Annotated in this window: 13 protein-coding genes; 4 read left to right on the top strand and 9 right to left on the bottom strand. The window is 68.3% G+C overall.

All coding sequences use genetic code 11. The features are described from left to right. The first annotated feature begins 45 nt into the window (after window positions 1-45). Window positions 46-2418, top strand: a complete 2373-nt coding sequence (locus ABD225_RS12575) for a transketolase-like TK C-terminal-containing protein (RefSeq protein WP_344085822.1) — start codon at window positions 46-48, stop codon at window positions 2416-2418. Window positions 2419-2581: 163 nt separating this feature from the next. Beyond that, entirely contained in the window at window positions 2582-3058 is a 477-nt protein-coding gene (locus tag ABD225_RS12570) for an aminoacyl-tRNA deacylase (RefSeq protein ID WP_344085819.1), read from the top strand. Here ABD225_RS12570 and ABD225_RS12565 read toward each other — a convergent pair. From ABD225_RS12565 to ABD225_RS12550, 4 genes are all read right to left on the bottom strand, one after another. Continuing rightward, a complete protein-coding gene (locus ABD225_RS12565; RefSeq protein ID WP_344085816.1) occupies window positions 3042-3806 on the bottom strand; it encodes an endonuclease/exonuclease/phosphatase family protein in 765 nt (254 codons plus the stop codon). The genes ABD225_RS12570 and ABD225_RS12565 overlap by 17 nt on opposite strands. Window positions 3807-3899: 93 nt before the next feature. After that, the gene (locus ABD225_RS12560) at window positions 3900-4805 is read right to left on the bottom strand and encodes a GNAT family N-acetyltransferase (RefSeq protein ID WP_344085813.1); all 906 of its coding nucleotides are present in this window, start codon (window positions 4803-4805) and stop codon (window positions 3900-3902) included. A 52-nt stretch (window positions 4806-4857) separates the two neighbouring features. Then, window positions 4858-5742, bottom strand: a complete 885-nt coding sequence (locus tag ABD225_RS12555) for a universal stress protein (protein ID WP_344085810.1) — start codon at window positions 5740-5742, stop codon at window positions 4858-4860. Further along, complete coding sequence (locus ABD225_RS12550) at window positions 5739-7226, bottom strand: APC family permease (protein WP_344085807.1); 1488 nt, start codon at window positions 7224-7226, stop codon at window positions 5739-5741. Before ABD225_RS12550 ends, ABD225_RS12555 begins: the two co-directional genes overlap by 4 nt. A 101-nt stretch (window positions 7227-7327) precedes the next feature. Here ABD225_RS12550 and ddaH point away from each other — a divergent pair, with 101 nt between their 5' ends. Then, window positions 7328-8092: a dimethylargininase gene (gene ddaH / locus ABD225_RS12545; RefSeq protein WP_344085804.1), complete on the top strand. Its 765-nt coding sequence runs from the start codon at window positions 7328-7330 to the stop codon at window positions 8090-8092. Here ddaH and ABD225_RS12540 read toward each other — a convergent pair. Genes ABD225_RS12540 through ABD225_RS12530 form a run of 3 tightly spaced genes read right to left on the bottom strand, consistent with a single transcriptional unit; the run spans window position 8064 to window position 10820 of the window. After that, on the bottom strand, window positions 8064-9434 hold the full coding sequence (locus ABD225_RS12540) for a flavin monoamine oxidase family protein (protein ID WP_344085801.1): 1371 nt from the start codon (window positions 9432-9434) through the stop codon (window positions 8064-8066). The genes ddaH and ABD225_RS12540 overlap by 29 nt on opposite strands. After that, window positions 9431-10603 (bottom strand): peptidase C69 family protein, encoded by a 1173-nt coding sequence (locus ABD225_RS12535; RefSeq protein ID WP_344085798.1) that lies wholly within the window; start codon window positions 10601-10603, stop codon window positions 9431-9433. Before ABD225_RS12535 ends, ABD225_RS12540 begins: the two co-directional genes overlap by 4 nt. A 34-nt stretch (window positions 10604-10637) precedes the next feature. Beyond that, window positions 10638-10820 (bottom strand): hypothetical protein, encoded by a 183-nt coding sequence (locus ABD225_RS12530; protein ID WP_344085795.1) that lies wholly within the window; start codon window positions 10818-10820, stop codon window positions 10638-10640. A 75-nt stretch (window positions 10821-10895) separates the two neighbouring features. Between ABD225_RS12530 and ABD225_RS12525 the strand changes: the two genes are divergently transcribed. Then, window positions 10896-11366, top strand: coding sequence for a MarR family winged helix-turn-helix transcriptional regulator (locus tag ABD225_RS12525; RefSeq protein ID WP_344085792.1), 471 nt, complete (start codon window positions 10896-10898; stop codon window positions 11364-11366). A gap of 76 nt (window positions 11367-11442) precedes the next feature. Here ABD225_RS12525 and ABD225_RS12520 read toward each other — a convergent pair whose 3' ends face one another. Together ABD225_RS12520 and ABD225_RS12515 are read right to left on the bottom strand one after the other, a co-directional pair. Then, entirely contained in the window at window positions 11443-11835 is a 393-nt protein-coding gene (locus tag ABD225_RS12520) for a hypothetical protein (protein WP_344085789.1), read from the bottom strand. A gap of 18 nt (window positions 11836-11853) precedes the next feature. Next, the gene (locus ABD225_RS12515; protein WP_344085786.1) at window positions 11854-12996 is read right to left on the bottom strand and encodes a M20/M25/M40 family metallo-hydrolase; all 1143 of its coding nucleotides are present in this window, start codon (window positions 12994-12996) and stop codon (window positions 11854-11856) included. Window positions 12997-12998: the final 2 nt, after the last annotated feature.

The raw sequence follows: 12998 nt of genomic DNA, 5'->3' as shown, positions 1-12998 counted from the left end.
CCTATTTCACCGGAGCAGCGAGAGAGTGCGAGCGGAGCGAGCGCGGTGCCTTTGCATGAAGTGACCGAAAGCACTGGCGTGCAGCCGGATTCGAAGCTGCTCGAGGACATCGCGCAGCGCGTCCTTTGGCTGTCCACGCGCATCGTCGACGCCGCGAACCACGACCGCGCCACCGGCGATGGGGTAAAGGTCGGCGGTCACCAGGCCAGCAGTGCCAGCCTGGTAACAGCCATGACAGCGCTCTACTTCGCGCACCTCGACGCGCCGGACCGCATCTCCGTCAAGCCGCACGCCTCGCCGGTGCTGCACGCGATCAACTACCTCCTCGGCAATCTCGACCGCTCCTATCTCCCGACGCTGCGGGCGTTCGGTGGGTTGCAGTCCTATCCGTCGCGCACCAAGGACCCCGATCCGGTCGACTTCTCGACCGGATCGGTGGGCCTCGGCCCGGCGGCGCCGCTCTTCGCGGCCGTTGCCCGCAGGTATGTCGATGCGCACTTCGGTGCCCGCCCCGCCTCGCGTTTCATCGCGTTGCTCGGCGACGCCGAATTGGACGAGGGCAACATCTGGGAGGCCATCGCCGACCCGGCCACGCAGGGTCTCGGCAATGTCATGTGGATCGTCGACTTCAACCGGCAATCTCTGGACCGCGTGGTGCCTGGCATCCGAATCCAACAGTGGCGCAGTCAATTTCAGGCAGCGGGCTGGCATGTCGTCGAGGTGAAGTACGGTCCTCGGCTCACCGCGGCATACGCCCAGCCCGGGGGAGCGGCGCTGGAGGCGTGGATCGATGCCATGCCCAACGAGCGCTACCAATCCCTGTTCGGCCTCGACCCGGCTGGCGTTCGCGAGCGTTTCCTCGACGGCGCGCCTGCCGAGGTGGTCGGCGTCTTCGACGGTATGCCGGACGCGGACCTCGCGAGCCTGGTCACCGATCTCGGGGGTCACGATGTGGAGGCGATGCTTGCGGCGTACCGCGCCTGCGACGCCGAAACCGACCGTCCCAGCGTGGTTTTCGCCTATACCGTCAAGGGTTGGGGTCTGCCGCTGGCGGGCAACCCGCGCAACCACTCCGCGCTGCTTTCGACAGAGCAGGTCGGCGAGCTGCGCACGCGCCTCGGCTTGACCAGCGACACCGAGTGGGACCGCTTCGACCCGACCACCGCGGCCGGTCAGTGGGCCGGCGTGCGCGCCGAGCACCTGCGCCGCGATCCGGCGCAAGAGCGCCAACCGCTGCCGGTCCCGGCCGCAACGGGGCTCAAGTCGGCCAAGCCGATGTCGACCCAAGAGGCCTTCGGCCGCATCCTCGTCAGCCTCTCGCGCGTCGACGGCGTCGGCGATCACATCGTCACCACCGCGCCGGATGTCGCGACCTCGACCAACCTCGCCGGCTTCATCAACCGCACGGGTGTCTTCCACCCGGAGGAGAAGGTTTCGTGGAGTCCCGATCCGCTCGTGAAGTGGACGGAATCCCCTGCGGGACAACACATCGAGCTCGGCATCTCGGAGATGAACCTCTTCCTCAACCTCGGGATGCTCGGCCTCGCGTGGGACCACTCCGACCAGCTGCTCCTGCCGGTCGGGACGCTCTATGACCCCTTCGTCCTGCGCGGACTCGACGCCTATGTGTATGCCGCCTACTCCGGCTCGCGCTTCGTCGTCGCCGGCACGCCTTCGGGCGTGACCCTCGCCCCCGAGGGCGGCGCCCACCAGTCGACCATCACACCGTCCGTGGGGATCGAGCTGCCCAACACCACGCTGCTGGAGCCGGCATATGCCGCGTGCGTCGACTGGCTGCTCTGCCACGCATTGGCGCGGATCGCCGACCCCGGCAAGGGTGATGCGCTTGGCAAGACCGATGACGGCAGCTACTATTTCCGGCTCACGACTCGCCCGATCGACCAGGCGCCTTTCGAGGCGGCCAGGGAGCGGCTGGGCCAGGCGACCTTGCGGCGGCAGGTGCTGGCCGGTGCATACCGGCTCGTCGACGCGGGGGAGACACACGGAGCGCCGGTCGTCCAACTCGCTGCCTCCGGTGCGGTCATGCCCGAAGTCCTGACGGCCGCAGCGGAACTCGCGGACGAGGGCATCCTCGCGCATGTGATCGACCTGACGTCCGCCGACCGGCTGTATGCCGCGTGGCAGCGCACGCTGCGCCAGGGCATCCGCACAGCGACCACGCCGTCGATTCCCGGCGCGCTGCGGGCAGCCTTCGACATGCGGGCTCCCGTGGTCACCGTGCACGACGCGTCGTCGCACGCGCTGGCCTGGCTCGGTTCCGCGCTCGGGGTGCCGTGCGTGCCGCTCGGGGTCGACTCGTTCGGGCAGTCGGGCACGGTCGCGGACTTGTATGAGGCGCACGACCTCACCTCCGGCTCGATCGTCAACGCCGCCCTGGCCGCCCTCGCCCTGCGCTGAGTCCATCCCAGTCCCCCCGCAGCCCTAACAACCGCGCTACCGCCTGGTATTGGTCGCGATCACGACCAATACCAGGCGGTAGCGCGGTTGTTAGGCGGGGCGGTAGCGCGGTCGTAGGCGCGGGCGACGAGGGCTGGTCGGGGAACGGTCATACGATCGGATCGTGAGCGAGCACATCGACCCGACCCCGGCCACCAAGCACGCGAGTGAGCTCGGGCTGGATTTCGTTGTCACGCAACACGGTCCGGTTGCATCACTCGCCGAGGCGGCCGCAGCACGCGGGGTGACGCCCGCCGACATCATCAAGACGCTCGTGGTGCGCCGGGCCGATGACGACTTCCTGTTCGTCCTCGTCCCCGGCGATCGCGAGATCTCGTGGCCGAAGCTGCGTGGTCTGCTCGGCGTCAATCGCCTCTCGATGCCGGACGCGGCGACTGCCAAGGCGGTCACGGGCTACGAGCGCGGCACCATCACGCCGCTCGGCGCCTCGACCGCCTGGCCGGTCATCGCGGACGCGTCCATCCCCGGTCGCCGGATCTCCATGGGCGCCGGCCGCCATGGCATGGCGCTCAGCCTCGACGCCGATCCCCTGCTCCAGGCCCTCGCCGCGCGGGTAGCCGACATCAGCGAGCCGCAGTAGCCGGCTCGTCAAGCACCAATTGGGCGAGCACGCCATTGTGGTCACTCACCGGCGGCTCGGGCGTGAGCACATGCCAGACGGCAGCGTCGAAGCCGCGCTGCCACATCCAGTCGATGCAACCGCCACCCGCGCCATACCCGTTGAACGTCTGCTGCGGCTCCGTTGTCGGGAAGACCGCCGTGAGGGCGCCGGTCAGGGTGCGGTATGCCGGGCTGCCCGGCTCGTCGTTGAAGTCGCCAGCCAGGACAAGCGGTCCGTCGCCGAGTGATTCAACCAGTTCGACGAGCTGTTGAGCGGACGCGGATCTGCTTGTCGCACAAAGCTGGTCGAGGTGCGTGCTCGCGATCGTGACCTCCACCCCGGAGACCCGATGGCGGTAGCGAGCCCACGTCACCATCCGTGGGCAGTCCTGCGTGGCTGTCCACGTTGACGGGATCGTCCGGGGGTTGGCCGAGAGCGCGAGGTGGTCGTATGCCGTGACCTCCCACCGATCCGCCCGGTGCACGACCGCGCAGTGCTCGTCGCTCGACCCGCCGCGCCGGCCGAGGCCGGTCCACTCCAGCGGCGCATCGGCTGGAGAGTCTCGCCGCAGGTCCTGAAGGATCGCGAAGTGCGCTTCTTGCGTGGTGATGAAATCCGGCTGGACGCGATCGAGGAGCGCCCGGAAGCGCGGTCGCCGCGACGCCCAATCGTTCGGCGGCGGATCACTCGGACCGCGCAGATTCTGCGTGAGCACCCGGATCTCCATGGCCTGAACCTAAACCCTTTTGCGAATCTCCAGGACGGGGTCCTCGCGAAGTACCGGAGCGAGCTGGCGAGTGAGGAAACTTCGTGGGGTGTCTTAGACGTCGGTGACCCAGTGGTGCCAACTCTGCGTCACGACCATGCCCACCGCCAGATAGACCCCCAAGGCGCCCGTCCGGCTGTCGGTCGATAGCTCGGAGCGCGTCGCCCCACGCCGTCGACCCTCCTCAAAGGCATCCACGAGCAGCGCCCGAGCCAGCCCCCGACCGCGGTGGTCGCGGCGGACGGCGAGCTGATCGACATATGCACAGTTCTGGCTGTCGAGGATGAGGCACGCGATGCCGACCGGCTCGCCCGCACTGTCTCTGACGAAGCGAATCTGCCAGGGGGAGAACCCAGTTCTCCCAACGATCCGGGGCCGCCAGTCCTCGAAGGCCTGTGGGGTGCGGTCCGGCCACTCGTTGAAAGCGTCCTCGATCAGCTGGTATGCCGCGTGCTCATCCTCCGCCGTGAACTCGCGAATCGCGTACCCCGGCGGGAGCGGTTGCGGCGCAATCTCCGCGCCCTCGGGCACTTCCAGCACCCAAGAGGTCCACAGCGTGCGGTAGCCGCGGCCTCGCAGCAGCGCCTCCGCCGGCGAGCCATCGAACTTTGACTGCCCCACGAGCGAGCCGTCCTTGGCGCGGGCGGTCCGCTCGGTCCACGCCGCGAGCCAGCTGCCGATGCCTCGCCCGTGATGACTCGGCAGCACCGCCCCGTCGGCTCGCCGCGCACCGAAGACTTCCGCGGCGCCGACGAGTTCCTCGCCGTCGAACACGCCCACGGAATCGGTCGCCAGGTCGAAAGACGAACGAGACCAATCAGATTCGATGTCCTCCGGTTCCACCATTCGGTGCCCCGTATTGACGAACTCGTCCTCGACATACACCCGGAAGGTCGCGTCGAGGTCGCTCATCGCGAGCGGCCGGGTAACCAAGCCGGCGGGAAGTGGAGGCAGCGTCATACCCACCAGAGTGCAGCACCGACCCATGTCGAGGCCAGCGAATAGCCCGAGGTCACGGCACGACGACGACCGGGACAGTGGCGTTGCGCAGGATCTTGGCGGCGCTGGAGCCGAGGAAGACCTGCGCGAGCCGAAGCGTGGAGGAGGACCCGACCACGAGCACCTCGTCGCTGGCCCAGTCGACGCTGGCCAGGGCCGCGGCCCAGGATGCGCCTTCGGAGACAATCGTCGTGACGGCATCGGCCGCAAAGCCGCTGTCGCGCAGGTGCGCCGCCGCCTCGTCGAGCCCGGAACGGGCCTGCGCAAGCCACTGCTGGAAGACACCAAGTTCAGCTCCGCGGACGGCGGACGTCACCATGGTCTGCGGGCGGACCGCGAAAGTCACCAGGCGCAGACTCGCGCCGACGCGCAGACAGATCGACGACACCTGATCGAGTAACGTCCAACTGGCGTCATCATCGCGAAAACCCATGGTGACGCGGGTGATTCGGGCGTCACCGTCGGCGCGATAACCCCGTGGGGCGATCGCGACGGGGACTTGCGCCGAGTGCAGCAATCGGTCGGTCTTGGAGGTCGCGGTGACCCGGCCGGGCGGACCGTTTTCGCCCGAACCGACCACCACGAGCGAGGCCGCCAGACGATCCGTGGCCTCCAAAATGGCTTGCGGTACGGACCGTCCACTGACCCAGGTCGCCTCCCCCAGGACATCGGGATGCTGCGCCAGAAGTGCCAGGGCTGCAGCCGAACTGGCCTCACCTTCTTGGGCGGCCCATTGCTGGAAGGCTCGGTCGGTGTCGCCCGCAACGGCGGTCTCCCAGCCGCGCGGCACGACGGTCAGGGCGTGGACGCGGTCCGCCTCAGACCGGGCGAACTGGCAGGCAAGAGCGATGGCACTGCCGTCATCCTTGTGGGGGCTGTAGCCGACGAGATAGGTCATTCCTCACCCTCCCGGCGACGACCGCTCGGTTCGGCGATCTCCTCCTCGTCCACATAGTGATTCAAGGTGGCGTGGCGCCGCCCGTAGGCGAAGTAGAAGGTCAGCACGATGGAGATCCACACCGCGAAAATGACCCAGGTGATGGCGGCCAGGCCATAGAGGATGTAGAGGCAGGCCACGACGGTCAGGATCGGTGTCACCGGATAGCCCGGGATCTTGAACGGCCGCTCCAGATTGGGATGGGTCCGGCGCATGACCATGATCCCGATCGCGACCATGGAGAAGGCCATCAGGGTGCCGATCGAGACCGTGTCCCAGAGATAGTCCGCAGGCACGAACCCGCCGATCAGCGCGACCACGATCGAGACGACGATGGTGTTAAAGGTCGGCGTCATGGTCTTGGGATTCACTTCGAGGAATCGCTTGGGGATCAAGCCATCCCGGCCGATCGCGAACAAGATTCGGGTCTGGCCATAGAGCGTCACCAACGTGACGGAGAAGATCGAGATCACGGCACCGGCAGCCAGGACGGTGCTCCAGACCTCGTTGCCGGTGATCTCCTTGAGGATCAGGGCGAGGCCGGCCTCGCTGTTTTCGGAGTCCTCGAAGAAGGACACGGGCTTGGCGGCCAAACCGGCGGCGGCGACGGCGAGGTAGATGCCGGAGACGATCGTCAAGGCGCCAATGATGGCGCGCGGCAAGGCCTTTTGTGGATCCTTGACCTCCTCACCAGCGGTGGCCACCGCGTCAAGGCCGATGAAGGAGAAAAAGATGGTGCCGGCTGCGGCACTGATGCCGGCGAAGCCCTTGCCGAAGAAGTCGGAGAAGTGGTCGGCGTTGAAGGCGGTGAAGCCGATGACGGAGAAGAGCAGCAGAACCCCGAGCTTGATCAGGACCATGATCGCGTTGATCTTCGCCGATTCGGAGGCGCCGCGGATCAGCAGCAGCATGCAAAGCAGCACGAGCACGACAGCGGGCAGATTGATCAGCCCCCCGGTGGCGACGCCGTCGGTGCCCGGGATGGGCGAGATCGACAAGGCCCGGGGCAGTTGCCACCCGATGGTCTCGTGCAGGAGCTCATTGAAATAGCCGCTCCAGCCGACGGCGACGGCCCCCGTCGCCACGCCATACTCCAGCAGCACGCAGCCCGCGATGACGACCGCTACAAGCTCGCCGAGCGCGTGGTAGGCATAGGAATAGGTCGACCCGCTGACCGGGATCGCCGACGCCATCTCCGCATAGCAGAGCGCCGACAAGCCCGCGGCCAGACCAGCGACGAGGAACGAGACCAGCACGGCCGGGCCCGCCTTGGGGACCGCCTCCCCGAGGACGAAGAAGACGCCGGTCCCGACCGTCGCCCCGACCCCGAACATCATGAGTTGGAAGGTCGTCAGATTGCGCGCGAGTTCCTCGCCCTTGTGATGGCGGTGCTGGAAGACGATCGGCTTACGGCGGCGTAACTGTTGGGCGAGGGGCAGGGACATTTCGGTGACCTCCACTCTTGGACGCTCGACAAGTCTGTTCAAGATAGCGCTGCCTGGCCGAGACCGCGAGGGATGCGCGAGCGATGCATACCCTGGTGCGTATGCCCGTTCGTCGCGCCCTCATCCGCCGCCCCGGTCTATTGCTCGCCGACGGCCTCGTTACACACATCGACAAGCAGCCTGTGGACCTCGATCGCGCGCTCTCCCAATGGCTTTCGTATGCCGAAGCTCTCCGCTGCGCGGGCTGGGAGACCGTCGAGGTGCCGCCGGCTGATGACTGTCCCGATGCCGTCTTCATCGAGGACCCGGTCGTCGTCCAAGGTGATCTCGCCATCCTCGCGAGGTCGGGTGCGCCCGAGCGTCGCGTCGAACCGGCCGGGGTGGAGGCGACGCTGCGCGAACTCGGCTACCGGATCGCCCGCATCGAGGCGCCGGGGACGCTTGACGGGGGAGACGTGCTGCGGGTGGGGGGCACGGCATATGTCGGGCTCGGGGGACGAACGAATGGTGCGGGGATCCAGCAGCTTGCAAATCACCTGGGGGAGTTCGGCATTCGGACCCAAGCCGTGACCGTCGAGCGCGCCCTGCACCTGAAGTCGGCGGTCACGGCGCTGCCGGACGGCACCGTAATCGGCTGGGATCCGGTGGTGGACTGGCCGGGCGCTTTCCCGGCATACGAAGGGATGCCGGAGGAGGGCGGCGCCCATGTCGTCATCCTCGACCCGGACCACCTGCTGATGTCCGCGAGCGCCCCGCAGACGGCCGAGCTGCTGAGGGCGCGCGGTTACCGCGTGACCACCGTCGACATCAGCGAGTTCGAGAAACTCGAAGGCTGCGTCACGTGCCTGTCGGTGCGCCTGCGCTGAGCGACGCGAGAACCTCGCGCGCGGTGTCCGTGCCGGAACGCACGGCGCCCTCCATATAGCCATTCCAGCGCGTGGCGTATTCGGCTCCGGCCCAATGGATTCGGCCGATCGGCGGTCGCAGGGCCTCGCCATATGCCGTCCACACCCCGGGGGCGAAGTGGGCGCCATAGCAGCCGCGCGAAAACTCCTCGGCGCTCCAGTCCTGCTCGGCATAGTCGATCGGATTGGCAGCCTGCGGGCCGAAGTACCGAACGAAGCAGTCCAGGACCGTGCGCCGGCGCTCGGCCTGCGTCAATCGAACCCAACGGCGTGCGTCACCGCCCTCGACGAAGCCCAACAGGAGGCCCACCAGGCCGTCGGGTGGGGAGACATCGAAGCTCACCTTGACCGGTCCGCGATCCGAGGCGGCCTGCCCGTTGAGCCCGGCCGCCCGCCAGAACGGGGTGGGGTTTGCCGCGAACGTCTTGGCCACCGCGCCGGCCGGCAACTTCTGCGTGAGCTGGTCGCGCCAGCTCGGCAGGATCGGGTCGTAGTCGATGCGGCCGGCCAGCGTGGGTGGGATGGCGACTATGGCGCGGTCGGCAGCGTGGGTGGCGCCGTCGCGGCATACGGCTCGAATGCCGTTGGGGGACTGCTGAATTGCGCGGACGGGGGAGCCCAGCCGGATGTCCAGGCCAGTGGCCAGCGCCTCGGCGATGCGGACCGTCCCGCCGACCACGCGGTCTTGTTGCGCGCCGTGGTCGACCGCGAGCAACGTCTCCAAGTCGGCATTGCTCGCGGTGTAGACCAGGGCGTGCAGGAGGGAGAGGTCGCTCGGGTCGGCGGCGAAAACGGCCTCGGTCGCGATCCGGAAGTAGGCGCGCCCGCTCGGGGTGCGCAGGTTGCGGCGGATCCACGTCTCGAAGGTTTGCCCATCGAGCGTCGCTGCGTGTGCGTGCTGCCACGGCCGTTCGGGATCGACGCCTTTGGCCAGCCGCGCAAAGCGCAGCAGCCCCTGCCCGAGGTCGGCGAGGGCGAACGGGCTGAGCTTCGGCACGGCGCCCTTCGTCGGCTTCATGCGCGACTGACGGCCGCCGAGGTCGACCAGGAGTTGGCCGTCGTCGTTATGGGTGCGGAAGGTTGGCAGGCCGAGTTCGGCGGCGAGGGCATACATGCGCTCGTGTCCCTCGCCGATCCACGTCCCGCCGAACTCGACGGCCTGCCCGGCCACCGAACCTCCCATGACACGGCCCCCGACGCGCGAGCGCGCTTCCAGGACAAGGCATTCCATGCCGGCCTTGGTGAGTTCGCGCGCTGCGCTCAGCCCGGCCAGGCCGGCGCCCACGATGAGTATGCGGGTCATCCCGCCATCCTCGATGCTCGATCCCAGCGGCGCCAGAGGCCGCGGACCAGGGCTGGCCGGGCATCCCCACTGGGCACGACGGCCGCGGCCCGCTCCTCCCAGGCGGACGCGAGCGGCCACGCCTCGTCCGCAGAGGCACCTGAGGTGACCCACTCGCGTTCGAGAGCGTCGCGCTCGCGGCGCGTGTCGGCATACGCCTGCGGGTCGCGGGTCCAGCCGCGATGAATGCGCTCGTGCCGCCACCACAGGTGGGCGGTGTCGGCGCGATTGCTCAGCCCGGTGGGCTGCGGCCACGACGGGGGAGCCAGGGCGACCGGTTTGAAGAGCGAGGTGCACGGCGCGGCGGTGCCGGTCACCCAGTGTTCGCCGGTCGTCGCGTTAGCAACCCACGAAGCGGTCGTCTGGGTGCTGGTGAGCAGGCCGCCGGCGTGGGCACAGGGTGCCGCCAGAGCGCCATTGGCCCGCCGATAGGCGATCGATCCGTTGCCGCCGTGATCGCGCAGCGCCGCCATCAGGTCGAGCACACCGTCTGCAGCCTGCGCAGCCGGGCCCGTGCGCGCCTGGCGCACGGAACGCTGGGCGACCCGGCCGCGGAGGGGATCGGCATACCGCTCGGCGAAGCCGGGGATGGTCAGGCCGTTGGAGATGGAGCGCGCGCCGCGCACCTCCTCCACCGCGTGCCGCCGGCCCGCCGTCTCCAGGACCACCGCGCCGGTGGGGTCGGCGATGAGATAGGAGTTGTCGTAGCGAAAGCGCGGGTGCTCGTGACTCGCCCCGCCACCCTGGCCGTGCTGCTCCAGCAGGCTGACGATGACCTGGACGGCCGTATGCCGATCGCTCGCCCGCTCCAGCGCCAGTCGCAGCAGGTCCATCCCCGTCAAGTCGCCCCCGCCGCCGCCCGCCCGCCGGGTGAAGACCGCCTCGTTGCCAATCGTCACGCCGTGTTCGTTGGTGCCCATCTCGGCGCCCCACATCCACCACGGACGCGAAATGAGCACGGCATAGGTTTGCCCAACCTGGTCGATATCGGTGTGTGTCAGCCGGATTCGGCCGGTTCCGTGATCAGCGGCGGGGTGAAACTCCACCTGTTGGGCCTCGACCGGATCGCGATCCGAGTTCTTGGCGAAGAGCACCGCATCGTCCGTGATGCGCACGAGGGTGTCGCACATGCCCCCATCATGCCCGCCGGTCGACGGGGTGGAGTCAGCCTTCTGCGCGCGCCGCGCGGGCCGCTTCAACGCGACGGCGCCGTTCCTCGCGCAGGCGCCAGTGCGGATCCGAGGGGCCATCTCCTGCGGCCGGGCCATAGAGGTGATACATGACGTACCGGATGCGCCAGCCGATGCGATAGGGCAGCGAAAGGCCTTCGAAGTCCGACTTGCTCATGACACATCCTTGATGCTTAGGGGACTAATGAATAGTGCGCTAAAGATTAGGGCGGAGAGGTAAGCTTGGCAAATCATGCAAACCAAGACCGAAGCTCCCCAGCCTGACCTGCTGGCTCTCGATCAGCAGGTCTGCTTCGCGCTCGCCGTCGCCGCCCGCAATGTCATCGGTCTGTATCGCCCGCTGCTCGAGCCGATGCGCCTGACGCATCCGCAATACCTCGTCATGCTGGCCCTGTGGGAGAAGTCGCCGAGTTCCCTCACCGAACTGGCCGGGCGACTCTCCTTGGAGCCAGCCACGCTGTCCCCGCTGGTCAAGCGGCTCGAAGCAGTCGGCTACGTGACGCGCGCCCGGGATGCCAAGGACGAGCGCGCGTTGGCGGTGACATTGACCGCCGAGGGCGCTGCACTGCGGGAGTATGCGCCGGCCGTGCCGGCTGGCATCGTCGCGCGCCTCGGGATGCCGCTGTCGGAACTCGAGGATTTGCGCGATCGGCTGCACGTCCTGATCGAGGCATCCCATCAGGCGCGCGGGGCCGACGGCTGATCTTCGGATGCTTCAGTCAGATCGCGCGGACCCGGTTCTTGCGCGCGATGTGTTCCTGCTCGACCAGGCCAGCCCGTCAGTCCCCGACCCGGCTCCAGAACTCGCCTTCGTTCCCGTGTCCTTCGAGGAATGACTCCAGCTCATGCGTCGCGCGGAAGCGCTCCGTGATCGCCTGCAGGAGGCCGTCGTCGGGAGCCACACCGAGGAGTTCGCGGGCTCGCGTGGTGTCGTCCGCGCTGTAGGTGCGCTCGAATTCGTACTCGTTGGCGCCGAAGAAGGCCTCGACACCCGGCCCCAAGTCGTGGCCGCTGATCCCGAGTTGGCCCGAGTCGGACAGGCTGATGGAACGATGCATCAGGCCTTGCTCGTCGCGGCGGTTCAGCATCACGACGTGACGAGGAGCGGTGGTCTCCTCACCATCGAAATTCGGCTCGTTGTGGGCGGTGGCGTCGCCGTCGGAGTCGCTCATGCCTCAGTATGCCGTCGCTCAGAGGTCGGGCAGGCGCTCCGCAATGCCGCACAAAATGAGGGCCGTCTGCTCGACCGACGCGAGGTCGACCCACTCGACGTCGGCGTGCGCGCCCTCACCGATCGGGCCGAGCAGAATCGTCGGTATGCCCGCGCTGGCCAGCAGCGCGCTGTCGGCCCAAAAGCTCGCTCCCACAGGAGAACTCGCCGCGCCCATGACCGCCCCACGTGCGTCGAGGGCGGCCTCCACCAGCGGATGGTCGGCGCTGGTTTCGAGTGGCTCGCGCTGGAAGTCCAGCGTCACTTCGAAGCGCGCGTCCGGCATCGCTTCGCGAGCGCGATCCACGACGGCGTCGAGTTCGGCTAGCACCGTGGCTCCCGACTCGCCGGGCAGGGTGCGGCGCTCGACCCTCAGCACGCAACGGTCCGGAATCGTTGACACCTCGGTGCCGCCCTCGATCAGCGATGCGTGCACGGTCCCCGGTCCGAGCAATGGATGCGCGGTCTCCGCCAAGGTGGTCTGCAGCTCCGCCAGGCCGGTGAGCACCGGACCCATCGCGACAATGGCGTCGACGCCAAGGTGCGGCCGGGAGCCATGCGCGGCAACGCCATACGCCGTCACCGTTAGCCACGCGAAGCCGCGGTGCGCCGTCACCACCTCCAACTCGGTCGGCTCGGTCACGACCGCGGCGTCCGCGCTCAGCGAGGCGAGGACGTCCTCCATCCCTTGGCTGAGGTTCTCCTCATCGGCGACGGCGGCCACGACCACGCGTCCACGATGCTCCGGAACATCCAGCCGCGCCGCCGCGACCAGAGCCGCCGCCAAGCCGCCCTTCATGTCATAGGTGCCGCGACCATGCATACGACCGCCCTCGATGCGCGGGACGAGCGGCTCGCTCATCCCGGCGAGACCGACGGTGTCGAGGTGCCCGCACAGGACCAGCGTCGGCCCGGGCGCGCCGCGGGTGGTCGAGATGAGCAGGCTCGGGCGCTCCGGCGATCCGTGCCGGTTCAACGCGAGGCCCCGCTCGCCACACCAAGTTTCGAGATGATCGGCCAGCGGCGACTCGCCCGCACCGGTCGAATCGAGCCCGGGATTGACCGAGTCGATGGCAACCAGATCCGTGAGCAACGACAGCAGCTCGGGGGAGATGTCGGTCATTC

The sequence above is a fragment of the Nostocoides veronense genome (assembly GCF_039531185.1).
In the GTDB taxonomy this organism is placed as follows: Bacteria; Actinomycetota; Actinomycetes; order Actinomycetales; family Dermatophilaceae; genus Nostocoides_A; species Nostocoides_A veronense.
The sequence above is the reverse complement of the archived record's forward strand: the minus strand, read 5'-3'. Positions and strand labels throughout refer to the sequence as shown.

Coding starts and splice junctions, on each gene's coding strand:
- ABD225_RS12565 (WP_344085816.1), bottom strand. CDS start 3,806: ATGGAGATCCGGGTGCTCACGCAGAATCTGCGCGGTCCGAGTGATCCG.
- ABD225_RS12560 (WP_344085813.1), bottom strand. CDS start 4,805: ATGACGCTGCCTCCACTTCCCGCCGGCTTGGTTACCCGGCCGCTCGCG.
- ABD225_RS12555 (WP_344085810.1), bottom strand. CDS start 5,742: ATGACCTATCTCGTCGGCTACAGCCCCCACAAGGATGACGGCAGTGCC.
- ABD225_RS12550 (WP_344085807.1), bottom strand. CDS start 7,226: ATGTCCCTGCCCCTCGCCCAACAGTTACGCCGCCGTAAGCCGATCGTC.
- ddaH (WP_344085804.1), top strand. CDS start 7,328: ATGCCCGTTCGTCGCGCCCTCATCCGCCGCCCCGGTCTATTGCTCGCC.
- ABD225_RS12540 (WP_344085801.1), bottom strand. CDS start 9,434: ATGACCCGCATACTCATCGTGGGCGCCGGCCTGGCCGGGCTGAGCGCA.
- ABD225_RS12535 (WP_344085798.1), bottom strand. CDS start 10,603: ATGTGCGACACCCTCGTGCGCATCACGGACGATGCGGTGCTCTTCGCC.
- ABD225_RS12530 (WP_344085795.1), bottom strand. CDS start 10,820: ATGAGCAAGTCGGACTTCGAAGGCCTTTCGCTGCCCTATCGCATCGGC.
- ABD225_RS12525 (WP_344085792.1), top strand. CDS start 10,896: ATGCAAACCAAGACCGAAGCTCCCCAGCCTGACCTGCTGGCTCTCGAT.
- ABD225_RS12520 (WP_344085789.1), bottom strand. CDS start 11,835: ATGAGCGACTCCGACGGCGACGCCACCGCCCACAACGAGCCGAATTTC.
- ABD225_RS12515 (WP_344085786.1), bottom strand. CDS start 12,996: ATGACCGACATCTCCCCCGAGCTGCTGTCGTTGCTCACGGATCTGGTT.